General features: G+C 65.2%; 23 protein-coding genes. 7 read left to right on the forward strand and 16 right to left on the reverse strand.

Annotated elements, in window-relative coordinates; translation table 11 throughout:
• Positions 1-8: 8 nt before the first annotated feature.
• Complete coding sequence (locus BN60_RS11695; protein ID WP_020696233.1) at positions 9-761, forward strand: VOC family protein; 753 nt, start codon at positions 9-11, stop codon at positions 759-761.
• Between the two features lie 4 nt (positions 762-765).
• On the opposite strand, the gene BN60_RS11700 is transcribed toward BN60_RS11695, so the two are convergent.
• The 3 genes from BN60_RS11700 to BN60_RS11710 form a co-directional block, all read right to left on the reverse strand.
• Positions 766-1,809 carry a serine hydrolase domain-containing protein gene (locus BN60_RS11700; protein ID WP_020696234.1) on the reverse strand — a complete coding sequence of 348 codons (1,044 nt, stop codon included), beginning with the start codon at positions 1,807-1,809 and terminating at the stop codon, positions 766-768.
• Between the two features lie 52 nt (positions 1,810-1,861).
• A complete protein-coding gene (locus BN60_RS11705) occupies positions 1,862-2,629 on the reverse strand; it encodes a FadR/GntR family transcriptional regulator (RefSeq protein ID WP_202949804.1) in 768 nt (255 codons plus the stop codon).
• 85 nt (positions 2,630-2,714) lie between these two features.
• On the reverse strand, positions 2,715-3,518 hold the full coding sequence (locus tag BN60_RS11710; RefSeq protein WP_148283380.1) for an N-acyl homoserine lactonase family protein: 804 nt from the start codon (positions 3,516-3,518) through the stop codon (positions 2,715-2,717).
• A 92-nt stretch (positions 3,519-3,610) separates the two neighbouring features.
• Here BN60_RS11710 and BN60_RS11715 point away from each other — a divergent pair, with 92 nt between their 5' ends.
• Complete coding sequence (locus BN60_RS11715; RefSeq protein ID WP_020696237.1) at positions 3,611-4,666, forward strand: glucose 1-dehydrogenase; 1,056 nt, start codon at positions 3,611-3,613, stop codon at positions 4,664-4,666.
• A complete protein-coding gene (locus BN60_RS11720; RefSeq protein WP_020696238.1) occupies positions 4,663-6,585 on the forward strand; it encodes a glycoside hydrolase family 15 protein in 1,923 nt (640 codons plus the stop codon). Before BN60_RS11715 ends, BN60_RS11720 begins: the two co-directional genes overlap by 4 nt.
• On the opposite strand, the gene gatB is transcribed toward BN60_RS11720, so the two are convergent.
• Entirely contained in the window at positions 6,551-7,999 is a 1,449-nt protein-coding gene (gene gatB, locus BN60_RS11725) for an Asp-tRNA(Asn)/Glu-tRNA(Gln) amidotransferase subunit GatB (RefSeq protein WP_020696239.1), read from the reverse strand. The two genes, BN60_RS11720 and gatB, sit on opposite strands and share 35 nt — an antisense overlap.
• Before the next feature lie 81 nt (positions 8,000-8,080).
• On the opposite strand from gatB, the gene BN60_RS11730 reads away from it, so the two are divergent.
• Together BN60_RS11730 and BN60_RS11735 are read left to right on the forward strand one after the other, a co-directional pair.
• Positions 8,081-9,070, forward strand: a complete 990-nt coding sequence (locus BN60_RS11730) for a Bug family tripartite tricarboxylate transporter substrate binding protein (protein WP_020696240.1) — start codon at positions 8,081-8,083, stop codon at positions 9,068-9,070.
• A gap of 19 nt (positions 9,071-9,089) precedes the next feature.
• Positions 9,090-9,437, forward strand: coding sequence for a hypothetical protein (locus BN60_RS11735; RefSeq protein ID WP_020696241.1), 348 nt, complete (start codon positions 9,090-9,092; stop codon positions 9,435-9,437).
• Between the two features lie 119 nt (positions 9,438-9,556).
• Here BN60_RS11735 and BN60_RS11740 read toward each other — a convergent pair whose 3' ends face one another.
• The 9 genes from BN60_RS11740 to BN60_RS11780 form a co-directional block, all read right to left on the reverse strand.
• Positions 9,557-11,275, reverse strand: coding sequence for an N-acyl-D-amino-acid deacylase family protein (locus BN60_RS11740; protein ID WP_020696242.1), 1,719 nt, complete (start codon positions 11,273-11,275; stop codon positions 9,557-9,559).
• A 123-nt stretch (positions 11,276-11,398) separates the two neighbouring features.
• On the reverse strand, positions 11,399-14,572 hold the full coding sequence (locus BN60_RS11745) for an efflux RND transporter permease subunit (protein ID WP_020696243.1): 3,174 nt from the start codon (positions 14,570-14,572) through the stop codon (positions 11,399-11,401).
• Between the two features lie 9 nt (positions 14,573-14,581).
• The gene (locus BN60_RS11750; protein WP_020696244.1) at positions 14,582-15,763 is read right to left on the reverse strand and encodes an efflux RND transporter periplasmic adaptor subunit; all 1,182 of its coding nucleotides are present in this window, start codon (positions 15,761-15,763) and stop codon (positions 14,582-14,584) included.
• Positions 15,764-16,161: 398 nt separating this feature from the next.
• Positions 16,162-16,539, reverse strand: coding sequence for a VOC family protein (locus BN60_RS11755; protein ID WP_020696245.1), 378 nt, complete (start codon positions 16,537-16,539; stop codon positions 16,162-16,164).
• A gap of 3 nt (positions 16,540-16,542) precedes the next feature.
• The gene (locus BN60_RS11760) at positions 16,543-17,157 is read right to left on the reverse strand and encodes a LysE family translocator (protein WP_020696246.1); all 615 of its coding nucleotides are present in this window, start codon (positions 17,155-17,157) and stop codon (positions 16,543-16,545) included.
• Positions 17,158-17,174: 17 nt separating this feature from the next.
• The gene (locus BN60_RS11765) at positions 17,175-18,158 is read right to left on the reverse strand and encodes a Bug family tripartite tricarboxylate transporter substrate binding protein (protein WP_020696247.1); all 984 of its coding nucleotides are present in this window, start codon (positions 18,156-18,158) and stop codon (positions 17,175-17,177) included.
• A 56-nt stretch (positions 18,159-18,214) separates the two neighbouring features.
• Positions 18,215-19,687: an Asp-tRNA(Asn)/Glu-tRNA(Gln) amidotransferase subunit GatA gene (gene gatA, locus BN60_RS11770; RefSeq protein WP_020696248.1), complete on the reverse strand. Its 1,473-nt coding sequence runs from the start codon at positions 19,685-19,687 to the stop codon at positions 18,215-18,217.
• A 3-nt stretch (positions 19,688-19,690) separates the two neighbouring features.
• Positions 19,691-20,008 (reverse strand): Asp-tRNA(Asn)/Glu-tRNA(Gln) amidotransferase subunit GatC, encoded by a 318-nt coding sequence (gene gatC, locus BN60_RS11775; RefSeq protein WP_020696249.1) that lies wholly within the window; start codon positions 20,006-20,008, stop codon positions 19,691-19,693.
• A gap of 86 nt (positions 20,009-20,094) precedes the next feature.
• Positions 20,095-22,620: a cation:proton antiporter gene (locus BN60_RS11780; RefSeq protein ID WP_148283382.1), complete on the reverse strand. Its 2,526-nt coding sequence runs from the start codon at positions 22,618-22,620 to the stop codon at positions 20,095-20,097.
• 67 nt (positions 22,621-22,687) lie between these two features.
• Here BN60_RS11780 and BN60_RS11785 point away from each other — a divergent pair, with 67 nt between their 5' ends.
• A complete protein-coding gene (locus BN60_RS11785) occupies positions 22,688-23,455 on the forward strand; it encodes an alpha/beta hydrolase (protein ID WP_083856072.1) in 768 nt (255 codons plus the stop codon).
• A 4-nt stretch (positions 23,456-23,459) separates the two neighbouring features.
• Positions 23,460-23,936: a Holliday junction resolvase RuvX gene (gene ruvX / locus BN60_RS11790; RefSeq protein WP_020696252.1), complete on the forward strand. Its 477-nt coding sequence runs from the start codon at positions 23,460-23,462 to the stop codon at positions 23,934-23,936.
• Here ruvX and BN60_RS11795 read toward each other — a convergent pair.
• The 3 genes from BN60_RS11795 to BN60_RS11805 are packed head-to-tail and all read right to left on the reverse strand — an operon-like array spanning position 23,933 to position 26,330.
• On the reverse strand, positions 23,933-25,102 hold the full coding sequence (locus BN60_RS11795; protein WP_020696253.1) for a cytochrome-c peroxidase: 1,170 nt from the start codon (positions 25,100-25,102) through the stop codon (positions 23,933-23,935). The genes ruvX and BN60_RS11795 overlap by 4 nt on opposite strands.
• Positions 25,099-25,503: a FixH family protein gene (locus BN60_RS11800; protein ID WP_020696254.1), complete on the reverse strand. Its 405-nt coding sequence runs from the start codon at positions 25,501-25,503 to the stop codon at positions 25,099-25,101. Before BN60_RS11800 ends, BN60_RS11795 begins: the two co-directional genes overlap by 4 nt.
• Positions 25,500-26,330 (reverse strand): amidohydrolase family protein, encoded by an 831-nt coding sequence (locus BN60_RS11805; RefSeq protein WP_020696255.1) that lies wholly within the window; start codon positions 26,328-26,330, stop codon positions 25,500-25,502. Before BN60_RS11805 ends, BN60_RS11800 begins: the two co-directional genes overlap by 4 nt.

The raw sequence follows: 26,330 nt of genomic DNA on the forward strand, positions 1-26,330 counted from the left end.
GAGCGGGCATGACAATCTCGGCGCGCGATATCGACCACCTCTCCCTGACCCTTTCCGATCCCGAAGGGGCGGCCCTGAAGTTGACCCAGCTCGGCTTCAATCTCACTCCCGAGGGCGTGGAGCCGCGCTGCATCTGCTTCCAGCCGGATCGCGACGACATTCCGAACTATATCGAGCTGCTGCAGGGCGATCCGGACGTCATCGCACTGGCAATGAATGTTGCCGAGCTCGAAGGCGAGGAGCGCACGCACGCGTGGGAAACCGAAGACGGCTTCGAGGTCGATGCCGGTGTCGTGGTTGGCGAAAGCGACGGACCGCTCCCCTGGTTTCCGGTCAAACACGAAACGCCGGATGCCTTCATGGAGCCGGAATGGATCGTCCACCCCAACGGGGCACTGGGCATGATGGCAATTCACGCCGTCGCCGAGAATCCAAGGGAGACGGCGAAGGCGCTCAAGGCGGGCTACGGCGGAAATCTCGAGGAGATTTTCGACGGCTGCATGCTGCTGAAGACCGGCTCGGTGGAACTGCTGATCTGGTCGCCGCTCGCCTACCAGCTCGAATACAAGGCGCTGGAGGTCATGGCCCCCGGCGACCTGCCCGCGATCGTCGGCGCCGCCGTCGCCATCGAGCGCTCGCGCCCGCTGCAGGCCCTGCTGCGCGCCAACAACGTGCCCTTCGCCTTGACCGAAGGCGACCGCGTGCTGGTGGCGCCGGAGCAAACCGGCGGCCTGATGATCGAGTTCATGCCGCAGAACTGAGCGGCTAACCGAGGGCCGGCACCACCAAATCCGTCAGCAGCCGGTTGGCAATCATCCCCTGCTCCATGTGGGGCCGGCGGTAATTGCCGAAATGCATGACGACGACTAGACCGAGCGCGGGGACAAGCTCAAGGCGCTGACCGCCCCATCCGATGCCGCTGATCCGCGGCTCGGTTCTCCGCGGCGTGCCGACGGGAAGGTCGCCGACATACCAGTGCCAACCATAGCGCCGCGGGCCTTCGATGGAGACAGCCGCTGTCGTCGATCTCTGAAGCCAGTCGGCCGGTACGATCCGTCTGCCCTGCCAGACACCATTCGCCAGCACCATCCGGCCAACGCACATCAGGTCGCGAGGCCGCATGCGCAAGCCGGATGCCGCAGCTGGCTCGCCTTTGAGGCCGTTGGACCATTCGGTCGGTCCCAGCCCCATCGGGTCGAATAGCGCGCGGCGGGCATAATCCGGCAGCGTTTCACCCGTTCCCTTGACGATCAGGCGCCCCAGCAGCGTCGTGGCGCCGCCGTTGTAGGTCCATTTCACACCGGGCTCGCCCACGATCGGCCGATCGAGCACGAAGCGATAGCGATCGGTCGACAGCTCCATGGCGATCTCGCTGTTGCGGGGATCGCCGTAGGGGATCGTCAGTTCGTCCCATTCGGTGCCCAACGTCATGCTGAGCACATGGGCCACCGTCAGACGGTCGCGCCCGCGCCCGCGCGCCAGATCGCCATACTCGGGAAACTGCTCATAGAGCTTGGCTTCCGGCGGCGGCACCTTTCCTTCGGCGAGCGCGATGCCATAGAGCATGCCGACGATACTCTTGCTCACCGAGCGCAGATCGTGCAGCACGTCCGGGCCGAACGTGACTTCGCCAAGGGTCTGCCCCCAGCACTCGTCTTCGCCGGTGCCATAGTGCTCGAACAGCATCTTGTCGCCCCGCGCGACCAGAAGCGCGTGTAGCCCGGACACACGACCGCTCCGCTGCAACTCGGCCAACTGTCCGGCGAAGTCGCCGTCGACCGAATCGGCCTGATCCGTTCCCGAAGTCATAGGTGCAGCTCCCGTGCTGAACGTCGAATGAGGGCGACCGGACGGCAGTCTGTCATCGCGGCTTCTCCTTGCTGGCGGCACGGCGCTGCGGCGAGACCCTTGTCCGCATCTCCGAATCAAGGACGAAACGTCGTCGCACAGCGGGCTTGAGCTTAAGAACGTGCCGCTCGACCTCGTCGATGTGTTCGACCATGAGCTTGCGCACGCGCCCGGCGTCGCCCTGTCGTGCTGCCGCCAGCAAGCGCCTGTGAGCCGCCACATTGGCAGCGCCGAATTTTGGCCCTGCCACGTGGTCCGGCTGCTCCAGCGCTACCGAATGGCTCAGCAGATGGTTGATCACCTGACACATGAAGCGAAGCAGGACGTTGGGATTGGCGTTGGCCAGGACGTCGTGGAAATGCAGATCTTCCTGCCGCTGGGCCAAGGCTTCCTGTGGATCGGTCGAATGCGGAGCACAGAAGGCGATGCTTCCCTCCAAAGCCGCAAAATGCTTCTCCGTCAGGTGCGGCACGGCACCGGCCGCCAGCTCCGGCTCAAGCAATCGGCGCACGGCATAGATTTGGGCAACGTCAAGTTTTCGAAAGAAAAGGTAATTCTGCAGAAGTTGCAAAGCCTTATCGAGCGGCACTTCGCCAATCTTGGCGCCGCCCAAAGGCCCGGTGCTTACGGTGACAAGACCTTGCACTTCCAACGACTTCAAGGCTTCGCGCGCCGTGCCTTTGCTGACGCCGAACAGCGCCTGCAACTCGTCTTCCTTGGGCAACCTGTCGCCGGGCCCAAGGCGGCGCTCGACGATCCAGCGTTTGATTTCCTCCACCATGAGGTCGCCGCGTTTGGGCGCGCGGAAAACAGACGTCCGAAGCATTCTCGTATTCATTATGATAAATTGAAAATAGTCCAGTGCCTCAAAAAGCCGGCACCGGTGCCTGCGGTACATCTTTCCAGAAATCCGGGTCGTGGCCGAAGAAGAGTCTGGCCCCGCTCTTCTCCATAGCCTCCAGGCGGTCGAGCGAGGCCAGCATCTGTTCGCGGTCCCAGACGAAGCGCGGCAGCCGGCGTTCGCGCAGGGTGCGGCAGAAATAACAGGCGTCGCCGGTGATCACGACCTCGCCGGCCTCGGTCCGTACCTTCAGCGATTGATGGCCGGGCGTATGTCCGTAGGTCGGCAGGCAGACCACGCTGCCGTCGCCGAACAGGTCATGCTCGCCGTCCACCTGCATCACCTTGTGGCCATGATCGAAGTCGGCGCGAAGGAAGCCGACCTTGGCCGCGGTCTCGGGATCCTGCGCCGCCTGCCACTCGCGCTTCTGCACCACCATCGTGGCGTTGGGCACCAGTTCGTTGCCGCCGGCATGGTCGAAGTGAAGATGCGAGTTGACGATGAAGTCGATCTTGCCGGGATCGCGATCGATCGCCTCGAGGCGTGATTTCACGTCGTCCTGCGGGCCATACTGCTCGAAGCTGAAGATGCGTGCCACCCGCTCGCCGAGGCGCCCTGCCGCATCGTCGCGGCACTGCGGATGCATCCCCGTGTCGAACAGCGCGCGGCCCTTGGGGTGTTCGATCAGATAGGACGGGATCGGCAGGGCAACCTGGCCGTCCTCGCCCTCGATCATATCCTTGAGGCGACCGACCAGGCGGCCGCAGGTCATGGCGTAGAGCTTTGCCGTCATCATTCCTCCCCTGTCGCGCATTGGCGACGCCGGCACGGGCCTCTCCGCCGGCGCGCAGGATGCAACCCTGCCATGGCGGTTGCGTTCTCGAAAGACGATCGAGACGTCGCGAACGCGGGGATCCAGCCGTGAAAGCCATCACTGTAGAGCCCGGTACGATCAATTCGCTCCGGCTCGACGAACATGCCGACCCGGTCGCCGATTCCATGCATCTTCTGGTGGAGACGATCGCGCTCGGCATTTGCGGGACCGATCGCGATATCGTCTCGGGTCATTATGGCTGGGCGCCGCCCGGCGCCTCGCGATTGGTGATCGGACATGAGTCGCTCGGCCGCGTTCTCGTCGCACCGCAAGGCAGCGGCTTCTCTGTCGGCGATCTCGTGGTCGGCATCGTCCGTCGGCCCGATCCCGTGCCTTGCCCTGCCTGCGGTGTCGGGGAATGGGACATGTGTCGGAACGGGCTCTACACCGAGCGCGGCATAAAGTCCGCCGACGGATACGGAGCGCAACGCTTCCTGCTGGAGCCTGCCTATGCCGTGAAGGTGGCGCCATCGCTCGGAGCGCTCGGCGTGCTCCTCGAGCCAGCGAGCGTGCTCGCCAAGGCCTGGGAGCATATCGAACGAATCGGCCGGCGTACGACGGGCTGGAAGCCGCGGACAGTGCTGATTACCGGCGCCGGCCCCGTCGGATTACTGGCCGCTCTCATGGCACACCAGCGCGGCCTGCAGGCGCATGTGCTCGATCGCGCCGACAGGCCTCTCAAGACCGACCTGATCCACGCGCTCGGCGGCGTCTATCATGCCGACAGACTCCCGCCGGACCTGCAGGTCGACATCGTCATCGAGTGCACGGCCTCCTCGCCGTTGATTCTGGAGGCGCTGCGCCGGCCAGGTGGCAACGGCATTGTCTGCCTCACCGGCGTATCGAGCAGCGGGGGCACCGTTCCCTTCGATGTCGGCGCCTTCAATCGCGCCACAGTCCTGCAGAACGACGTTGTGTTCGGCTCGGTCAACGCCAACCGGCGACACTATGAGATAGGCGCTAAGGCGCTGGCTGGCGCCGATCCCGCCTGGCTGGCCCGTCTCATCACGCGGCGCGTGCCGCTCGCCCGCTGGCCCGAGGCGTTCGAGCGCCGCGACGGCGACATCAAGGTTATCTTGCAGTTCGCGTCCGATCCGGCATGAGCGCTTCTCTCGAAAGCTATGGGCTGATCGGCGATTGCCAGACCGCGGCCCTCGTCGGGATCGATGGTTCGGTCGATTGGCTGTGCTGGCCGCGCTTCGATTCGGAGGCCTGCTTTGCCGCGCTGCTCGGCACCCCGTCCAACGGACGGTGGCAGATCGGACCGCAGTGCGTGGAACAGTCCGTGTCGCGACACTATCGTCCCGGTACCCTGATCCTGGAAACGCGCTTCGACACGCCGTCCGGCTCCGCCTTGCTCACGGATTTCATGCTGCCGCGTGGCAGTACGTCCGACCTCATCCGCATCGTGCAAGGCGAGTCCGGCGAGGTCCCCATGAGCATGGAGCTGGTCCTGCGCTTCAACTACGGCGCCACGATCCCCTGGGTCAGCCGAATGAAGGATGGGGCGCTTCGGGCCATCGCCGGCCCCGACATGGTCGTCCTGCGTACCCCCACTCCGATCCATGGCGAGGATTTCCGGACGGTCGGCGCCTTCACGATTACAGAAGGGCAGACCATTCCATTCACGTTGAGCCATGGCCCCTCCCATTTCCCGGCACCGCCGCCGGTCGATGCGATGAAGGCGCTGCGCGACTGCGAGAAGTTCTGGCGCGACTGGATCAAGCGCGCCAATACGGACGGCCCCCACGCCGACGCAATCCAGCGCTCGCTGATTACCTTGAAGGCACTGACCTATGCCCCGAGCGGCGGCATCGTGGCGGCGCCGACGACGTCGTTGCCCGAAGACGTCGGCGGCACCCGCAACTGGGATTACCGATTCTGCTGGATTCGGGATTCCACCCTTACGCTCCTCGCCTTGATGAATGCCGGCCTCTACGACGAGGCATCGGCATGGCGCGACTGGCTGCAGCGCGCCGTCGCCGGCAGTCCTGCGAACATGCAGATCATGTACGGCATCCTCGGCGAGCGGCGGCTCACCGAATGGCAAGTCGACTGGCTGCCGGGCTATCTCGACTCCAAGCCGGTGCGGGTCGGCAACGCGGCCCACCAACAGTTCCAGCTCGATGTCTATGGCGAGCTGATGGATACCTTCGAGCAGGCGCGCGAGGGTGGACTGAGTGCGAAGGAAAGCGGATGGGACCTGCAATTGGCGCTGACGAACCACGTTGCGCGCTGTTGGACGGAACCGGATTACGGCATCTGGGAGACCCGCGGCCCGCGCCAGCATTTCACCTTCTCCAAGGTCATGGCCTGGGTGACCTTCGACCGGGCGATCAAGGCCGTCGAACACCATGGCCTGCCTGGTCCCGTCGACGAGTGGCGCGTCCTGCGCGCCCGCGTCCATGAGCAGGTCTGCGAGCAGGGCTTCGATCCGCAGCGGAACTGCTTTCGATCCGCCTATGGCAAGACGACCTTGGATGCCAGTCTGTTGCTTTTGGCGCAGGTCGGGTTCGTCGCACCGACCGATCCGCGATACGTCGGCACGGTCGAAGCGATCGAGCGGGACCTTGTGGTTGACGGATTCGTCCGTCGCTACGACACCGAAAGCACCAACGACGGACTGGAACCCGGCGAGGGCGTCTTCCTTGCCTGCAGCTTCTGGCTGGCCGACGCCTACATCGCCATCGGACGGCGCGCCGACGCGACGGCGCTGTTCGATCGCCTGCTGGCGCTACGCAATGACCTCGGTTTGCTTGCGGAGGAATACGATACCGAGCGCCGGCAGCAGATCGGCAACTATCCGCAGGCTTTTTCCCACGTCGCGCTGATCAACACCGCGTTCAACCTGACTCGCGCCACCCACCCGGCAGAGCAGCGTGCGCGGGTCGACGTCTCCGACATCCAGGCTCCGCGGCCGCCGGGACCGCCGAAGCGGCCCCCCGGATCGAACGGTCGCGCCGTGCCGAACGCGGAGGCCGCAACGGTCAGGCGTCGAGCGCCTTCCGCAGGAGCTCGTTGACGACCTTGGGATTGGCCTTCCCGCCGGTCGCCTTCATCACCTGGCCAACGAACCAGCCGAACATGCTGGGCTTGGCCTTGTAGGCGGCGACGTTGTCGGGATTGGCCGCGATGACCGCCTTGATGGCCGCTTCGATGGGGCCGGTGTCGGTGACCTGCTTCAGTCCGCGTTCCTCGACCAGCACGGCAGGGTCCTTGCCCGTCTCCTCCATGGCGACGAACAGATCCTTGGCGATACGGCCCGAGATCGTGCCGTCCGCCTGAAGATCGAGAAGCTTACCGAGATGGGCCGCGCTGATCGGCGACTCGCTGATCCCGACGCCGCGCCGATTCAGCATGGCGAAGAAGTCGCCGGTCACTAGCTTGACCGCTTCCTTGCCGTCGCGGCCCTTGGCCACGGTCTCGAAGAACTCCGCCGTCTCCTTCTCCGCCACCAGCACGCCGGCATCGTAGGGCGTGAGGCCGTACTCCTTGGTGAAGCGCGCCTTCTTGGCGTCGGGCAGCTCGGGCAGGCTCGCCTTGATGGCGTCGACGAACTCCTGTTTCAGATTGAGCGGCAGCAGGTCGGGATCGGGGAAGTAGCGATAATCGTGCGCATCCTCCTTTGAGCGCAGCGAGCGCGTCTCGCCGCGGCCGGGATCGAACAGGCGCGTTTCCTGGACGATCTTGCCGCCGCCCTCGATCACCTCGATCTGGCGCCGCGCTTCGTACTCGATGGCCTGCTTCACGAAGCGGATCGAGTTCACGTTCTTGATCTCGCAGCGCGTGCCGAGTTCGCCGCCCGGCTTGCGCACCGAGACGTTTACGTCGCAGCGCATGGAGCCTTCGTCCATGTTGCCGTCGCAGGTGCCGAGATAGCGGACGATCGAGCGCAGCTTGGTGAGATAGGCGGCCGCCTCGTCGGAAGTGCGCATGTCGGGCTTGCTGACGATCTCCATCAGCGCCACGCCCGAGCGGTTCAGGTCGACGTAGGTCTGGCTGGGATGCTGGTCGTGCAGGCTCTTGCCGGCATCCTGCTCGAGATGCAGGCGCTCGATGCCGACAGTGCGGGTCTTGCCATCGGGGAGATCGATCTCGACCTCGCCCTCGCCGACGATCGGGTCCTTGTACTGTGAAATCTGATAGCCTGCCGGCAGATCCGCGTAGAAGTAGTTCTTGCGGTCGAATACCGAATGCAGGTTGATCTTGGCATTCAGCCCCAGGCCAGTGCGGACCGCCTGCTCCACGCAGCGCTCGTTGATCACGGGCAGCATGCCGGGCATGGCGGCGTCGACCAGCGACACCTGCGTATTGGGATCGGCGCCGAACGTGGTCGGGGCGCCGGAAAAGAGCTTGGCGTCGGAGATCACCTGGGCGTGGACTTCCAGCCCGAGGACGATTTCCCACTCGCCGGATTCAGTTTTGATCAGTGACATAGGGGCTAAATAGGCACTTGCGCCGAACCTGTCCATGCTTAGGCTCCGGCCCCAACAAAGACAGTAACAGGGAGGTCTAAAATGACCATCATCAACCGTCGTTCTCTCATGGTTGGTGCGGCCGCAGCAACGCTCGGCGCACCTGCCTTTGCCAGAGCCCAGACTGCCGGCACCGGCGACTGGCCCAAGGGCCAGATCAAGATCATCGTGCCCTTCCCGCCCGGTGGATCGACCGATCCGGTAGCGCGCATCATCCAGGCCAAGCTCATCGATAATACGGGCTGGAACATCATCGTCGACAACAAGCCGGGCGGTACCGGCGCCGTGGGCTCGGCGATCGCCGCCAAATCGGCACCGGACGGCCAGACCTGGATGCTGACCTTCGACAGCCACATCCTCAATCCGGCCTTCGCGCCGGGCCTGCCGTACAAGGACTCGGAACTCACCAACGTCATGCTGATCGGCCGCACGCCGCAGGCCCTCGCGGCACATCCCGACCGGCCCTACAAGACCTTCGCCGAGGTCGTCGCCGATGCCAAGGCCCGCCCCGGCAAGGTCAATGTCGGCGTGCTGGGCGCCAGCCAGGCGTTGGTGCTGATGACCCTCATCAAGAAGGAAAACAACGTCGACCTCAACCTGATCCCTTACAAGGGCGGCGGTCCTCTCACCCAGGATCTGCTGGGCGGCGTCACCGATATCGGCATTTCGAGCCTGACCTCGTTCAGCCCGCACTTCCGCGCCAACAAGATCCGACCCATCGGCGTTACCGGAGAGAAGCGAACGCCCGCCCTGCCCGATACGCCGACACTGATCGAGCAGGGCATCAAGGGGTTCCCGTCCTACTCCTGGTGGGGAGTCTATGCGCCGACCGGCACGCCGCGGCCGGTGATCGACCGCATGAATGCCGAAATCAAGAAGGCCGTGTCGGCGCCCGATGTGACCCAGAAGTTCCTCGAGCAGTTCAACATGGAGATCCTGACCAGCTCGCCCGAAGAGTTCGCGGCCTACCAGAAGAGCGAACAGGATCGCTGGTTCAAGGTCATCAAGGACAACAACATCAAGGGCGACTGACCAAACGCAGAGGCCGGACATGCCGAGGGTGATCAGCATCCATGAATATGTGCTGAAACCCAGCGTGTCCGGCGAAGCGTTCGAGCAGGCCACACACGATGCCGAGCGTCGGGGCCTCTTCGACCTTCCGGGTCTGGTGGGTCACCATTTCCTGAGAGGACTGAAAGGCGCGCGACGCGGCGCTTACACCGCGCTGTGGATCTTCGAAAGCCGCGACGCATGGGAGCGGCTTTGGGGAACCGTCGACGCGCCTGTGCGGGCCTCCGACTATCCGGCGCCTTGGAAGATCTGGGAGAACGACGTGCTGGCGCCGCTGCTCGATCAGGATCCGGACGCGATCCGCTTCACGAGCTACGAGGAAGTCTGACGCCCAGTCCGAATGGCGGACTTCGCGGCCCGCCGTTCGCCCCGTCTCGAGAGGGCCGGCACGCCCGAACGGCGGCCGACCTTCCCTTGCGCGGGCTGAAGACCCTGTGTCGCCTTCGCCTAAGCAGCCTGCGGGCCGCGAACCAGCTTGCCCGGCAGGGCGCCCGTCGTCTCGCCGTCGCGATAGGTGACGGCACCCGAGACGATGGTGGCGCGGTAGCCGGTGGCGCGCTGCAGCAGGCGCTTGCCGCCGGCCGGCAGGTCCCACTTCATGATCGGCGCCTCGACCCGCAGCCGGTCGAAGTCGATGACGTTGAGATCGGCCTTCTTGCCGACCGCCACGACGCCGCGGTCGTCGAGGCCGACGGCCTTCGCATTGTCCTGGGTATGGCGCTTTACTAACCACGACAGGTCGAGCTTGCCGCTCTTGCGATCGCGGCCCCAGTGCTGGAGCAGGTAGGTCGGATAGGAGCCGTCGGAAATCAGTCCGACATGCGCCCCACCATCACCCAGCCCGATCAGCGTGTGCGGGCTCTGCATCATCTCGCTGCAGCAGTCGAGATTATAGGCTGCATAGTTGGCGAAGGGCGCGAAGATGAAGTTCCTGCCCTCGCCTTCGATCAGGTAGTCGTAGATCAGCTCACGCGGATCGCGGCCTTCGCGCGCGGCGCGGGCGCCGAACGAGGTTTCCTTCGGCGGCTCGTAGTTCGGCGGATCGCCCAGCGGGAACATGCGGTCGAAATCGGTGAGGCGGGCGGCCATCTCCGAGCGCAGCGGCTCGTTGGCCTCCTTCAGGATCTGCGCCCGGAAGGTCGGATCGCGCATGATTGCCAGCCGTTCGGCGACGCTCTTGTGCTGGATCGCCTTGTAGGCCGCGCACATCGAGAACGGGATGCGGCTCGCCTGCAGGCCTTGCAGCACGCCGATCGGCCGCGGCGCCACCTGCGCCTTGGCGCTGTGGCCCTTGGCGACGAGCCCTTCGACCAGGCCAAGGAGGCGACGCCAGCCGTCGGGCCGCGAATGGCGCTGCGCCAGCGACACCGAGAATGGCCGTCCCGACGCGGTGAGCAGCCGGTCGAGCATCTCGAACTCGCTCTCCGGGTTCGGCGTGTTGAAGTCGGAGATGAACTCGATGACGCCGCGACCTGCATCCTTCATGCCGAGCGCGATGCCCAGAAGCTCGGCCTCCGAAGCGCGCAACGACGGTGTCGGATCGCCCTTCACCGTGCGGTGGTTGAGGGTGCGCGAGGTCGAGAAGCCCAGCGCGCCGGCGCGCATGGCTTCCGCCGTCAGCGCCCGCATCTGCTCGACCTCGGCCGGCGTCGCCTCTTCGAGCTTGGCCGCCCGCTCGCCCATCACGAAGACACGCAACGCGCCGTGCGGGAGCTGCGCACCGAGATCCATGTCGCGCGGACGCGCCTCGAGGGCATCGAGATACTGACCGAACGATTCCCAGGACCAGTTCAGGCCTTCGTCGAGGGCGGCGCCGGGAATGTCCTCGACACCCTCCATCAGCTCGATCAGACGCTGGCGATCCTCGACCTTCACCGGCGCGAAGCCGACGCCGCAATTGCCCATCACGGCCGTGGTGACGCCATGCCAGCTCGACGGCTGCAGATGGGAATCCCAGGTCGCCTGACCGTCATAGTGCGTGTGAATGTCGACGAAGCCCGGCGTCACCAGCAGGCCCTTGGCATCGATCTCCTCGGCGCCCTGCCCGCTCACTTTTCCAACGGCGGCGATCTTGCCACCCTTCACCGCAATGTCCGCTTCCTTGATCGCAGCGCCGGTGCCGTCGGCCACGTTGCCGCCGCGTATCACAAGATCGAATTCCGCCATGTTCGTTCCTCCGGGGTTGCCGGAAGTTTACGCCTCTCCAGCGCCGGGATCAGCTTGCAGGTTTCGCATTACGAAGATGTGCGACCGCGCTCCGGTCTTATGGGCTCGTCTATCGAACGCTTCCTACTCCGCAGGCGAATGATGGACGCGAGCCGTGGATTCGCCATGCTGGATCAGCTTGCGCCCCGAGAGCTTGCGCAAGCCGACATAGAATACCGGCGTCAGGAACAGGCCGAAGAGGGTCACACCGATCATGCCGGCGAACACGGTAATGCCGGTGGCGGAACGGACTTCGGCGCCAGCGCCTTGCGAGAGCACGAGCGGAACCGTGCCGGCAATGAAGGCGACCGAGGTCATCACGATCGGTCGCAGACGCAGACGGCACGCCTCCAACGCTGCCTCGACGATGCCCTTGCCCTGGAACTCCAGTTCGCGGGCGAACTCCACGATCAGGATCGCGTTCTTGCAGGCGAGCCCCATCAGCACGACCAGCCCCACCTGTACGAAGGTGTTGTTGTCGCCACCGAACAGCTTCACGCCGGCCAGCGCCGAAAGAATGCACATCGGCACGATCAGGATCACCGCGAGCGGCAGCACCCAACTCTCGTAGAGCGCCGCAAGCACGAGGAAGGCCAGCAGGATCGCGACCGGGAAAACGAACAGCGCGGCATTGCCCTGCGTGGCTTCCTGGAAGCTGAGGTCCGTCCATTCGATGGCGATACCGTTGGGCAGCACCGAGCGCGCCAGCTCCTCGATCAGGCGCATCGCCTGCGCCGAAGACAAGGCGCCGGGTTCGGCCTCGCCGATGAAGTCGGCCGCCGGATAGCCGTTATAGCGCAGCACCGGATCGGGCCCGTAACTCTCCTTGACCTTCACCATCGAGCCGATCGGCACCATCTCGCCACGCTCGTTGCGTGTCTTCAGGTTGACGATGTCCTCGACGGTCCGGCGGAAATTTCCATCGGCCTGGGCATAGACGCGCCAGGTACGCCCAAGCATGTTGAAGTCGTTGACATAAGCCGATCCGAGATAGACCTGCAGGGTGCTGAACAGCTCGGTCAGCGACACGCCCTGCGCCTTGGCCTTGACGCGGTCGACCTCGATGTCGAGCTGCGGCACGTTGGATTGATAGCCTGAGAACGGAAAACCCATGCCCGGCGTCGCCATGACCGCTCCCTGCAGAGCAGCGACCGCCTCCTGCAGCGCCCCGTAGCCAAGGCCGGCACGATCCTCGACGAACAGCGAGTAGCCGGCGCCCGAGCCCATGCCGTCGATCGGCGGCGGCATCATGACGAAGGCCATGCCTTCCTTGATCCCGGAGATCTTCGCCTGCATGTCGTCGGCGATCTCCTTGGCGCTGCGGGTCCGCTCGTTGAACGGCTTCAGGATCGGAAAGGCCACCGCGTAGTTCGGCGTACTGGTGAACTGGATCGCGTTGAGGCCGGTCATCGCGACCACATGCGCCACGCCGTCGGTGGCGAGCGCAATGTCCCTGAGCTTCTTCATCGCTAAGTCGGTGCGTTCGAGCGAAGCGCCTTCGGGCAGCTTCACGACGGCGATCAGGTAGAGCTTGTCCTGGACCGGAATGAAGCCGCGCGGCACGGCATTGAACATCGCCCCCGTACCGACCAGCAACAGCGCGTAGATCGCAAACACGATGCCCCGGCGCTTCAGGATGCGCGCGATCGAGCTTTGATAGCCCTCGGAGCTGGCCTTAAAGAAGCGGTTGAATGGCCGGAACACCCAGCCGAACGCGGCTTCGATGATCCGCGACAGCAGGTCCTTCGGGGCGCCGTGCGAGCGCAGGAGCTTGGCCGCCAGCGCCGGCGACAGGGTGAGCGAGTTGATCGCCGAGATCACCGTCGAGATCGCAATCGTGACGGCGAACTGCTTGTAGAACTGCCCGGTCACGCCGCTCAGGAAGGCCATGGGTACGAACACGGCGCACAGCACCAGCGCGATGGCCACGATCGGCCCGGAGACTTCCTTCATCGCCTGGTGCGCCGCATCGAGTGGCGAGAGCCCCTCCTCGATGTTGCGCTCGACATTCTCGACCACGACGATGGCGTCGTCGACGACGATGCCGATGGCCAGAACCAGGCCAAACAGGGACAGCGTATTGATCGAGAAGCCGAGCAGATAGAGCACGGCGAAGGTGCCGACGACCGAGACCGGGACCGCGATCAACGGAATGATCGAGGCACGCCATGTCTGCAGGAACAGGATGACCACGAGCACGACAAGCACGATGGCTTCCAGCAGCGTATTCACCACCGAACGGATGGAATCGCGCACGAAGATCGTGCTGTCATAGTCCGAGCGGTAGCTCACGCCGGGCGGGAAGCGCTTGGCCAGTTCGTCCATCTTGGCGATGACGCCGTCGCGCGCCGCCAGCGCATTGGCGCCGGGCGCCTGGAAGACGCCGATGATGCCCGACGGGTAATCGTCGAGCTGACCGCGCAGCGTGTAGTCGTTGGCCCCCAGCTCCACCCTCGCCACGTCAGCCAGGCGCACGATCTCGCCATTTGCGCCGGTCTTGAGAACGATCTCTCCAAACTCCTCGGGCGTGCGCAATCGGCCCTGAGCATTGATCGAGATCAGAAAATCGCTGCCGCTGGCGATCGGTTCGGCGCCAAGCTGGCCGGCCGACACCTGCAGGTTCTGCTCCCTTACCGCGCTCAGGATGTCGCCGGCCGTCATGCCGCGCGAAGCGACCTTGTTGGGGTCGAGCCAGATGCGCATCGCATAGTCGCCGCCGCCGAACAGCTGCACCTGGCCGACGCCCGGCAGGCGCGCCAGCTCGTCCTTGATCTTGGTGTTGACGTAGTTGCGCAAGTAGAGCGGATCGTATCTGCCGTCCGAGATCAGCGTGATCATCGTCAGGAAGCTCGGCGACTGCTTTTGCGTCGTCACGCCGAGGCTGACCGTTTCGGCCGGCAGGCGCGACAGAGCCTGATTGACACGGTTTTGCACGTCGACCTGCGCCAGCCGGGGATCGGTGCCGGGGCGGAAGGTGATGGTCATCTGCAGCACGCCGTCCGAGCCCGCCACCGACTTCATGTACATCATGTTTTCGGCGCCGTTGATCTGCTCTTCGAGCGGCGCCGCCACGGTGTCGGCGATGACCTTCGGGTTCGCGCCGGGATAGACGGCGCGCACGACCACCGTCGGCGGCACCACATCCGGGTATTCGCTGATCGGCAGCAGCGGGATCGCGATGAGGCCGGCGACGAAGATCACGATCGAGAGGACCGCCGCGAAGATCGGGCGGTCGATAAAGAATTTCGAGAAATCCATGGCAGGCGCTCAGTTGCCTCCGACCTTGGTGTCCACCGTCACCGGCTTGACCATCGGCACGTCGTTCGGCTTGACCGGCATGCCGGGCGCAAAGATCTTCTGCAGTCCGGCGACGATCACCTTGTCGCTGGGATCGAGACCGGACTGCACCACCCGCAAGCCGTCGATCGTGCCACCGAGCACGATGTTCTTGCGCATGGCTTTGCTTTCAGGACCGAGCACGTAGACGTACTTGCGGTCCTGATCGGTCATCACCGCCTTCTCGTCGACCAGCATGGCCTTGAACTCGCCGCTGCCCTCAAGCTGGACGCGGGCATACATGCCCGGCACGAAGGCACGATCCGCATTGGGCACCACGGCGCGCATGGTAATCGTGCCGGTCGTGGCATCGACCTGGTTGTTGATGAAGTTCACCTTGCCCTCATGCGGATGACCCTGATCGCCGGCCAGGCCCACACGCACCGGATTGGCAGAAGCCGCGCGCTCCCCCTTGCGCGCCATCTCGCCGTAGCGCTGGAAGGTTTGTTCGTCGGGTTGGAAATAGACATAGACCGGATCCTGCGACACGACGCTGGTCAGCACGGTCTGGTCGGCCTGGATCAGGTTGCCTTGCGTCAGCATCGTACGGCTGACCTTGCCGGCAATCGGGGAGCGCACCTCGGTGTAGTCGAGGTTGAGGCTGGCCGTTTCCAGCGCTGCTTCGGCGGCATTCACTTCCGCATTGGCCTGGGCCAGCGACGTGCTGGTCCTGTCGAATTCGTTGCGCGAGATCGCGCCGGTCTTGATCAGCTGCTGCGAGCGCTGATCCAGTATGTCCGCGAGTCGGGCCGTGGCCTTGGCGCGTTCGAGCTGCGCGGCGGCGTTGTCGCGAGCCGCCTTGTAGGGACGCGGATCGATGACGAACAGAAGGTCGCCCTCCTTGACCTCGTCGCCCTCCTTGAAGGCGACGCGACTGAGGTATCCACTCACCCGCGCGCGAATCTCGACAGCCTCGATCGCCGCAATGCGTCCGGTGAATTGATCCCACTGGCGCACCGGCTTCGACACGACGCTCGCAACATCGACCTCGGGGGGCGGTGGTGCCTGACCGACGGCGGGGCCGGATGCTGCAACGAAGATGGTCGCCGCGACGGCGGCAAAGACTGAAAACCCGGGCCGCGCGACTGCGGGCGTAGGGCGGCGAAACGACATGGCCGTCCTCATCAAGAATGCTGGCTTGCCAATTTTGGAGATGGCCAGACTTTATTGTTAACCAATTGGTTTAGTCAACTTCAAACATCGAATTGGAAGGAAGATCTGCCTCGAGACGAGGAGTCCGGACGGACTGTCAGCCAAGTGGGTATTTCAAATGTCAGCGTCAAGCTTCCAAGCAAGCATTGCGAGCGAAGAACATTTCGAAAGCCCCGCTTTTCAAAATGGCGATTCGCTTCATCCCGGCGAGTCGTGCCCGTGCAGTGTTGACTACGTCACCCCCGCGTAACTTGCGACGACGAGACTGTCAGCACTGCCAGCAGCAGATGCGGCGTCGTTCGTTCGCGCGCGATGCCTTAGTCGGCTCGCGATATGCCGGCGTCTTCGCCAGGTCCGCTTCAGTCGGCCAGACCGTCGACGTTCTTCGCCGGCTCCCACAGCTCGATCGGATTGCCTTCGGGATCGTGGATGCGGCAGAAGCGGCCAACTTCCGAATCCCACTCCGTTCGGGTTTCCACGGCGATACCGTCGGCCTTGAGTTTCGCCATCATCGCGTCGAGGTCGTCGACGCGGAAGTTGATCATCCACTGCTGCTCGGCACGCCCGAAATAATCGGTGTCGTGGGCAAAGGGGCCGAATATCGTGCTGCCGGCATCTTGCGCCCACACCGATTTCTGAAGGTCGTCGATGCCTAGGTGCTTCTCGTACCAGGCGGCAAGAGCCTGCGGATCACGCGCCCGGAAGAAGACGCCACCGATTCCCGTTACCTTTGCCATGGCTCAGCGCGACCTCGAAAAGGCAAGCCAGAGGCCGCCGCCAATCAGGAATCCGCCGCTGACACGCTCGAGAATGGCGACACGGCGTGCCGAGAAGACGCGGCGTGCACGGCCGGCCGCCAGCGCATAGACGCTGTCGCTGACCACAGCGACCGCCATCGCGGTCACCCCCATGATGAAGATCTGGAGACCGAAGTCGCGCGCCGGATCGACGAACTGTGGAAAAAATGCACCGAAGAACAATAGGGTCTTGGGATTGCTGAGGGCGACCAGGGCGCCTTGCAGCAGGAAGCCGCCGCGCGGAGGCGCCGCCTCCCCGCCTCCAGTCTCGCGGCCGGCGCTGCGGATCATCTTCCAGCCCAACCAGACAAGGTAGGCCGCGCCGGCGAGGCGCAGCCAGTCGAACCAGTGGCCCATCGCCTCGACCAGCGACGTGAGACCGACACCCACGATCGCCAGCATCGCCGCCAGGCCCAGCTGCGTGCCGGCGACGCTCAGCAGGCCCGCCCGCGTGCCATGCTTCAGGCTGTTGGCGATGGTGAGCGTCACCGTGGGTCCGGGCACCAGCACCAGGACCACGCAGGCGGCCAAGTAGGCAGCATAGAGCTCAGGCGACATCGCAGGACCTCAACGGCTCATTCGAGTGTGATATTGTTGTCTCGCACAACCTTACCCCATTTGCCAATTTCCGCCTTCACGAAGGTGGCGTAGGTGTCGCTCGCCTCCCCGCCCGGCTCTGCGCCCTGCTGGAACCAGATCTTCTTGATGTCGGGCGCCTCGAACAGCTTGGCCGTTTCGCCCTGGAGCTTCGCCACGATCTCGCGCGGCGTTCCCGCGGGCGCCCACAACCCGTACCACGACAGAGACTCGAAGTCGGGCACGCCGCCTTCGGCCGCCGTGGGAATATCGGGGAAGGCCGGCGAACGCGCGCGGGCGAACACCGCCAGCGCCCGCACCGTGCCGCTGCGGATATGCCCTGCCGCGCTGCCCAGCCCCTCGAACACCGCAGCGACTTCGCCATTGATCAGCGCCGCCGTTGCCGGTCCGGAGCCCTTGTAAGGCACATGCACCATCTGCGCGCCGGTCCTCACATTGAAGATCTCGCCCGCGAGATGGCGCGTCGTGCCGAGCCCCGAAGAACCGTAATCGACCTTGCCGGGATTGGCCTTGCAGTAGGCAATGAACTCGGAGAGCGTCCTGGCCGGCACCTTGGGATTCACGAGCAGCACGTCGGGCACGTAGGCCAGCCCGGTGACGGGGATCAGGTCCTTGTCGAGATCGTAGGACAGCTTCTTGTAGGCGCTGACCGCCACCGTGTGGTGTACGGCGCCGACCAGGAATGTGTAGCCGTCTGGCTGCGCCCGCGCGACGATGGCCGCGCCGACCGTGCCGCCGGCCCCGGCTCGATTGTCGACGATCACCTGCTGGCCGAGCTGTTGCGACAGCTTCGCCGCAAACGGCCGCGCGAACGTATCGGTGCCGCCGCCCGGCGCGAACGGCACGACCATCGTGATGGGTCTGGACGGCCATGCCTGCGCCCTGACCGTCGTCATCGGCAAGGCGGCCGACAAGCCGGCAGCCAACAGCGTGCGGCCCCTTACGCCTATGTTGTCGGACATGCTCGCTATCCTCCCTTCTCGGGAGGATAGCGCACGGAGCGTGCTACTCCAGCGTTCTAATACCCGCTCGGCCGTTCGGCGAAGGCGGCCGCCTTCTCGAGAGCCGCCGCGGCGCGCAGCATCGTGACCTCGTCGAAGGAACGGCCGATCAGCTGCAGGCCGAGCGGCAGGCCATCCTTGTCGAGGCCGGCCGGGACCGAGATGCCGGGCAGACCTGCCATCGAGGCCGGGATGGTGAACACGTCGTTGAGATACATGGCCACCGGATCGTCCATCTTGTCGCCGGCCGCGAAGGCCGCCGTTGGCGCCGTCGGCGTCAGCAGCACGTCGCAGGTCTCGAAGGCCTCCTTGAAATCGCGAGCGATCAGGGTGCGGATCCGCTGTGCCTTCTTGTAGTAGGCGTCGTAGTAACCGGCCGACAGCACGTAGGTGCCGATCAGGATGCGCCGCCGCGTTTCCTTGCCGAATCCTGCGCCGCGCGTGTTCTCGTACATCTCGGGCAGATCCTTGCCCGGTACGCGCAGGCCGAAGCGCACGCCGTCATAGCGCGCGAGGTTCGACGAGCACTCGGCGGGCGCCACGATGTAGTAAGCCGGCAACGCGTACTTGCTGTGCGGCAGCGAGACCTCGACCGGCTCGGCGCCGGCCGCCTTCAGCATCTCCACGCCCTTGGCCCAGAGCGCCACGATCTCCTCGGACGTGCCGTCGACCCGATACTCCTTCGGAATGCCGACTTTCAGGCCCTTGATGTTGGGATCGCGCGCGGCGGCGGCGAAGTCGGGCACCGGCAACGGCGCCGAGGTCGAGTCCTTGGGATCGTGGCCCGCCATCGCCTGCAGCATCAGCGCCGCATCCTCGACGGTGCGCGTGAACGGACCGGGCTGGTCGAGCGAGCTTGCGAAAGCCACGACGCCCCAGCGCGAGCAGCGGCCATAGGTCGGCTTCAGGCCGACGATGCCGCAAAACGCCGCCGGCTGGCGGATCGAGCCGCCGGTATCCGTGCCCGTGCTGCCCGGCACCATGTAGGCCGCCACGGCCGCCGCGGAGCCGCCGGAGGAGCCGCCGGGTACCAGCTTGCGGTTGTCGCCCTTGCGCTTCCACGGATTCTCGACGCCGCCGAAATGGCTGGTCATGTTCGAGGAGCCCATGGCGAACTCGTCGAGGTTGGTCTTGCCGACCATGACCGCACCCGACTTCCAGAGGTTGGACGTCACGGTGCTTTCATAGGTCGGCACGAAACCCTTGAGGATGTTCGACGCGGCAGTCGTCTGCACACCCTCGGTGCAGAAGAGATCCTTGATCGCCAATGGCACGCCTTCGAGCAGCCCCGCCTCGCCCTTCCAGCGGCGCTCGTCGGAGGCCTTGGCCATGGCGCGCGCCTGGTCGGGCGTCTCCGTGATGAAGGCGTTGAGCGCGCGATGCTCGTCGAGCTTCGCGAGATGGGCTTCGGCGACCTCGACGGCGCTGGTCTCCTTCTTGGCAAGCGCTGCCGTGAGCTGGGCGATGGTGAGATCTGTGACAGCGGCCATCGTCTACTCCACCACTTTCGGCACGGTGAAGAAGCCGCCAGCGTTCTTGTCCGACGGATCGATGTAGACCGCCCCGCCCGGCGCGTTGGCCAGGACCTTGGCCGCGATCCCGCCGTCGGTCACCTTGTCGGCACGCATCGGCAGGGTCACGTCCGAGACCGACGACAACGGCTCGACATTATTGGTGTCGACCTCGTTCAACTGCTCGATCCAGGCAAGAATGCCCGAGAGCTCGCCGGCGAGCGGCGCCAGCTCCTCGTCGGGAACCTTGAGACGGGCGAGCCGCGCAATGCGCGCCACCGTGTCCTTGTCGAGCGACATGACAGCACTCCGAAACCACGTTTTCGGCGCGGTTGGTAGCCGTTTTGGCTTGCCCCCGCAAGGAAAGGGGCAGCCGGGCCGCCCTGTCAGGAGGCGGCCTGGGCCGCGCTGGCATTCTCCGCGTCGCGTTGCTTCGCCACCGCCTCGATCTTGGCACGCGCTTCCGGCCGGCTGGCCAGGAGCTGGTTGAAGTCCTTGCGGGAGAGCGCGAGCAAGTGACAGTAGCCATTGGCTACGACGTCGGCAGTGCGCGGCTGCGAGCTCAGCAGGCCCATCTCGCCGAAGAAGTCGCCCTCCTTCAGGGTCACGGTCAGGTTCTTGATGTGCACGACGACCTCTCCCGCCGCCACGAAGTACATGGCATCGGGCGGCCCGCCGACTTTGACGATCTTCTCGCCGGGCAGCGCCACGAGGGCGCGCAGGCGCTTGCTCATGGCAACGATGGCTTCGCGGTCGAGCGAGGCGAACAGCGACACGCGTCCGATCATGTTCGCCAGTTCGAGCCCCAGATCGAGCGGCGGCCGTCGGCTGATGGCGCCGCGCCGGCTGGAAAGCTGCTCCCTGAGATCGTCGTAGACTTCGCGGCTGATGATGCCCTCGCGCAGGCGCCGGGCATATTCCGCGGATTCGAAGCGGATGGCGGCGCGTTCGAGCTGGCGCGCTTCGACGGCTTCGAAGTAGCCGGGGTACTGCAGCGAGAGGGCCCGCAAGGCGCTGTCCACCGCCTTCTGGCGATTGCCGATCACCTCGGCCAGAGCGACCTCCGCATCGACGCCGAGAAGGTCGGAGATCGAATTGACGTTGAAGGCTGCGAGTTCGTTCAACACGCTGCCCGACACCATCAGCACTTCAAAGCGGTCTGCCAGCCGGTCCGTCAGCATGCGCTCCAGGCCGAAGCGGCGGTGCAGCCACAGCGCCAGCCGGAACCCTCGGTCGGGCTGCGAGACTTCCTCGACCCATTCCTCGTAGCCCTCGACCCCCTTGTCGCGAACCGTATCGATCAGGCGGTCGGCACGGGCCGCCAGCATGGCGACCATGCGGCGCGACAGGATCTGCTGCTCGAACTGTTCGAGATAGAGCTCCTTCTCGTGCGTCGAGAGCGTCACCAGACCGATCTTGACCCGCTCGTCGAGGGGCAGTGCCAGATCGTCCGGCATGGCCTCGACTTCGGCTTCTCCGGCGGAGGCCGGATCGGCGACGATCAATTCGGACCGCGCATTGTGCTGGCGGATGATCTGGTGCAGATGCCGGGTGACATTGGCGCGCGACAGCGCCAGCACGCGATCGCGCATCGCCAGTTCGAGACGGCTGAGCTTGTCGAGCCCCAGCAGGTGCATCACCAGACCGAGCGTCGTGGCATTCACAAACAGGGTGAAGAGCACGAAGAGCACGGCCGAAAGGGCGATGAAGTCGCGGATATGCTCGGGCAACCGCTCGTCGCCTGCCGCCACCATGGCCAGGACGATCGTCACGGCGCCGCGCAGGCCGCCCCAGACGAGGATCGCCTTGTATTGCTTGTTGACCGGCTGGACGAGCTTCACCGCTTCGAGCATCGGCAGCATGCCGAACACCACGAGCGCCCGCGCTGTGAAGGCGCCGACAGCCACAGCCAACACGGCCCAGACGTAGAGCCAGGTGATCTTCAGCAGCACGTTGGCGGCAAGCATCGAGGCCAGGACGAAGATGAGGCAGTTCGCCCAGAATTCGAGCTGTGCCCAGATCTGGCGCAAGGATGCCCACTGCCGGGGATGAAGATGGGTGGGCCCGTAGGCCGCCACGGTGAGGGCCGCCATCACCACCGAGACGACACCGGAAACGTGCAGGTAGCGGTCGGCAATAACAAAGGAGAGATAGGTGAGGCTCACCGTCACCGAGGCGATGGCGGCATCCGACTCGCCCAGTCGCGGCAGGATGACCATCGCCGTACGGGCCATCGCGAAGCCGAATACCAGGCCGCCCACGAACTCGCGCAGAAAGACGCTGACGGCGCTCGTCGGGTCGCCCTCGGCGGCGGCGGCGGCCGGATCGGCGACTGACCGCGACGCCAGAATGCCGATGAACAGGCCGAAGGCTGCGATGGCGACGGCGTCGTTCAGGAGCGATTCGCCTTCGGCCAGGATCGAGAGCCGTTTCGGCGCGCCGACATCGCGGAAGATGCCGATGACGGCCGCAGGATCCGTGGTCGAAACCACCGCGCCCAGCAGCAGGCAGACGACGATGTCCATTCCTGTCGCGAAATGCACGACGCCCGCTACGCAGGCGATGCAGACCAGCACCGCCACGATGGCCAGGAGAAGCACCGCATGGACCTCGTCCATCAATCGGCGCACGTCGATGGTCAGGCCGGCGGTGAAGAGCAGAGGTGGCAGAAACAGGGGCAGGAAGACGTCGGTGCCGACTTCGAGCTTGTCGAGTCCTACGAAGGCCGCGCCCAGCGCGCCCAGCTTGACGTCACTTGCGATGATCCAGGACCCGAGAAAACCCAGGCCCATGCCGGCGATGGCCAGCAGCACGGTGTGTGGCAACCTGAAGCGTTCGGCCAGCGGCACCAGGATGCTGACCACCATCAACACCATCGCGATCGCCAGCAAGGCATAATGCGTGTCGGTCACTGCGCCAATCACCTGCTACAGGTTCCGCCCGTCGACCCGGGCCGGTGGACGCCTTATAACCTCTGCGATGGCCCGACTGGCAATCCTGATTCACGGCATGTGGGGAACTTCCGGCGTCTGGCGAAACTGGCAGACGTTTCTCGAAGCCCGCGGCTGGCAGACGCTTGCCCCGTCGCTGCGCCACCATGAAGCGCCGCCCGAACAACCTCCCGAAGCGCTGGGCGCGACCAGCCTGTGCGACTACGTGGCCGATCTCGAAGCTGTCATTCGGGGGCTGCCCGAGAAGCCGGTCGTCATCGGCCATTCGATGGGCGGCCTGGTGGCTCTTCTTCTCTGTGCCAAGGGTCTCGCCAAGGCCGGCGTGTTGTTGACCCCTGCTCCGCCTTCCGGCGTGTTTCCCATCAGGCTGTCGAACCTGATGGCCTTCGCCCGCATTCAGCTGCGATGGGCGTGGTGGCGCAGGCCGCATCGCGCGACGCTTGGCGAAGCACAGGCCTACACTTTCAATACGACAGATCCGACCGAGGGTGCGGCAATCCACGCGACCTTCGTCCACGAGTCCGGGCGCGCCCTGTTCGAGATCGCCTTGCCCTGGCTCGACAACGCCAAGGCGAGCCACGTCGATCCCAGGCGCGTGACCGTGCCTCTGCTGTTCGTCGGCGCCAAAGAGGACAAGCTTGTGCCGCCGGACGTCGTCCGCCGCACGGCAAAGCGCTATGCGCACGTGTCCGACTATGTCGAATACGACAAGCAGGGTCATTGGGTCCTCGGTCAACCCGGCTGGGAACGCGTCGCCGAACAGGCCGAAGCCTGGCTCGCCGCCAAAGCAGGTTAGCATCATGTCCATCGTCGAATTTCCCGAGCTCAAGGCTCTGCTGGTGCGCGACGGCCGCCTGATGGCGCTCGATGTCGGCAGCAAGACCATCGGCATCGCCACGTCGGATGCGCTGCGCATGCTGGCGACGCCGCTCACCACCCTGAAGCGCGGCAAGCTTGCCGTCGACCTTGCCGCGTTGAACGACCTCACGGCCAAGCATCAGATCAAGGCGCTCGCCGTCGGGTTGCCGCTCAACATGGATGGCACCGAGGGTCCGCGCTGCCAGTCGGTCCGTCAGTTCGTTGCCAATATCGCCAATCACGGCCCGCCGGCGCTGGCCGCCTTGCCGGTCGTCCTGCAGGACGAACGCCTCAGCACCGCAGCCGTGACCCGCGGCATGATCGACGACTACGACATGACTCGCGCCAAACGCGCCGAACGTGTCGACGCTGCCGCAGCCGCCTGGATCCTGGAGAGTGCGCTAGCGCGATTGCGCTAAGGACAGAGAGGCGCCGGCGCTGGCCGCGGCGGGACGTCGGCATCGAGCGAGCGCAGGAAGGCCACGAGGTCGGCACTCTGCTCCGACGACAGAGCAAGCGGGCGCACGAGCGGGACGCCGTCGCTGTGCAGGCGATCGGGATTCACTTCCGAATAATGCTTAACCACGTCTTCGAGCGTCGCGATGCTGCCATTGTGCATGTAAGGCCCGCCGCGTCCGACCTGCCGCAGGCCGGGAACGCGGAATTCGCCGAAGTTGCTGTGCAGACGCCGGACATGCCGCGTACGGCGCGCCGCTTCGCCGGTCGTGTCGTCGTTGAACCTGCCGAGGAGGTTGAAGGGACTCGCCGCGAGCCGCTCCAGTCCCCCCAGCCGGCCGCTATCGACTTCGCCTGGCCGCACGAAGAAGGGAATGCCGACATCGCCGAACTCGCCGTTGGTGAAACGCGGCCCGAAATGACAGGCATTGCAGTTGGCGGCGCCGATGAACAGCCGCAGCCCGCGCTGCGCCGACAAGGGATACCGCGCCGCGCCATCGCGATCGCCGGCCAGCAGCGCATCCCGGAAGGCATCGAACGGCGTGCGCGGACTGACCAAGGTCGCCTGGAAGGCCGCCAAGGCCTTGGCCGCATCGACCAGCAGGCGTTCGTCGTCGTTATCGGGGCTTCTGTCGAATGCCTTTTCGTAGCCACAGGCGAACACGCTGTCGTTGCGCAGCAGGGCGCCGACGCGTTCTGTGCCGCCATTCATCTCGCGAGGGTCGAGCAGCGGCCGGATGCTCTGCGCCCAGAGCGAATCGCCGGCGCCGTCCCAGCCGAACCAATGGCTGTAGCCGACATTCCAGAGGGACGGCGTGCGGCGATCGAGTTCGACCGCGCCCTGTGCCTTCGCCTGGCCGTCGCTCCAGTCGCGACCGGCCTGATGGCAGGTGGCGCAACTCATCCTGCCATCGCCGGAGAGTCGAGGCTCGTTGAAGAGGTGCTCGCCCAGGAGGGTTCCAGCGGACGTACCGGAGACCCGGTTCGACGGATCGCGCACAGGCGGCGGTGGCCAGGGACCGTGCCGTCCGATGCTCCTCACCTCTTCGTCCGTCCAGTCGAGTAGCGATTGCGCCGAGGCCCCCGCCGCGGTCGCCGCCAGCACCAGGGCCAGCAGCAACCTGATCACTTGACGATGATATCGTGCGACAGCCGCTCGCTTTCCTCGCCGGCACGCACGTCGAAAGAGATTTCCCATCGACCAGGCATGTGAAACACCAGACCTTCGGCGCGATAGCGGCCGTCCGGCCCCGCGACGATAGCCGCCTTGTAGTTCATGCTGTGCCTGTGCTCCGGCATCTGGGCCTCGACGGCGACCAACTCGGCCGGATTGCCGCCCTTGGTGCAGACATTCAGGACCAGGGCAAAGGGCTCGCCGACCTCGATGCGCACCGGATCGGGGCGGAAGGCGATCATGTAGTGATCGGAGAAGACCACCCAGCCGGTGCCGCGGCCGAGATCGAGCGGGCAATCCGCCATTGCCGGCATCGCCAGCGTCAACGCCATGAGCGCAATGACCAGTCGTCTCATCGCTTTCCACCCGAGAGTTCACCGCCGAACAGGCGGTCGCCGTTCTCGAAGGCAATCTTGCGGGCAACGTCGGGCGGCAGGTCGGCCAGCCACTGGCGTGCCCAGCGTGCATGCTCGATCACGTAATGCCAGCGTTCCGGCGTGAACGTGTCGGTGCCCAGCACGAAGCGATCGGGAAATTCGAGGAATGTCTCGCGCCAGCCCGGCGCCACCTTGCCGTTCGAGGCATGCGAGGTCAGGAAGGCGAGATCGCACCACAGCGTCGGATAGGTACGCAGCATCTCGCGCACCTTCTCCGGTCGCTCGAAGCCCGAATGTGCCCAGAGCACGCGCGCCTTGGGATCCTGCTGGAAGTGGCGCACGACGGCATCGGCATCCGAGTGAGAGTGCAGGTAGAGGCCGTATTGCTTGGCGAGCTCCACGATGCGGCGCATGTTCGGCAGATCGGCATCGGCGCCGTAGATGTGGAACTCGCCGATCGCCACGTATTTGCGCTTCGACAGGAGATCCTCGACGAAGGGAATCACCGTCGGATCCTTGGCCCAGGTCGAAATCTCGCCGCGCGAGCGATAGGGCCGCAATTCGGGCACGATGATGCCGGGCGCCGCGTCCTGCAGCATCCTGGTGCCGTCGTTGTTCGAGCTCGATACCATGGCGCGCTTGACGCCCGCCTTCTTCAGGATGTCCACGACCTGCGCGGGCGGCACCACGGTCCAGGCATCGTGGCTGTAGTGCATGTGCGCATCGAAGATCGGCAGCTCGTCGGCCTTGGCGGGCGCGACTCCAAGGGCGGCAATCAGCGGCAGCAGGACCAGGAAGCGATGCAT

This window comes from Reyranella massiliensis 521, assembly GCF_000312425.1.
Taxonomy (GTDB): Bacteria; Pseudomonadota; Alphaproteobacteria; order Reyranellales; family Reyranellaceae; genus Reyranella; species Reyranella massiliensis.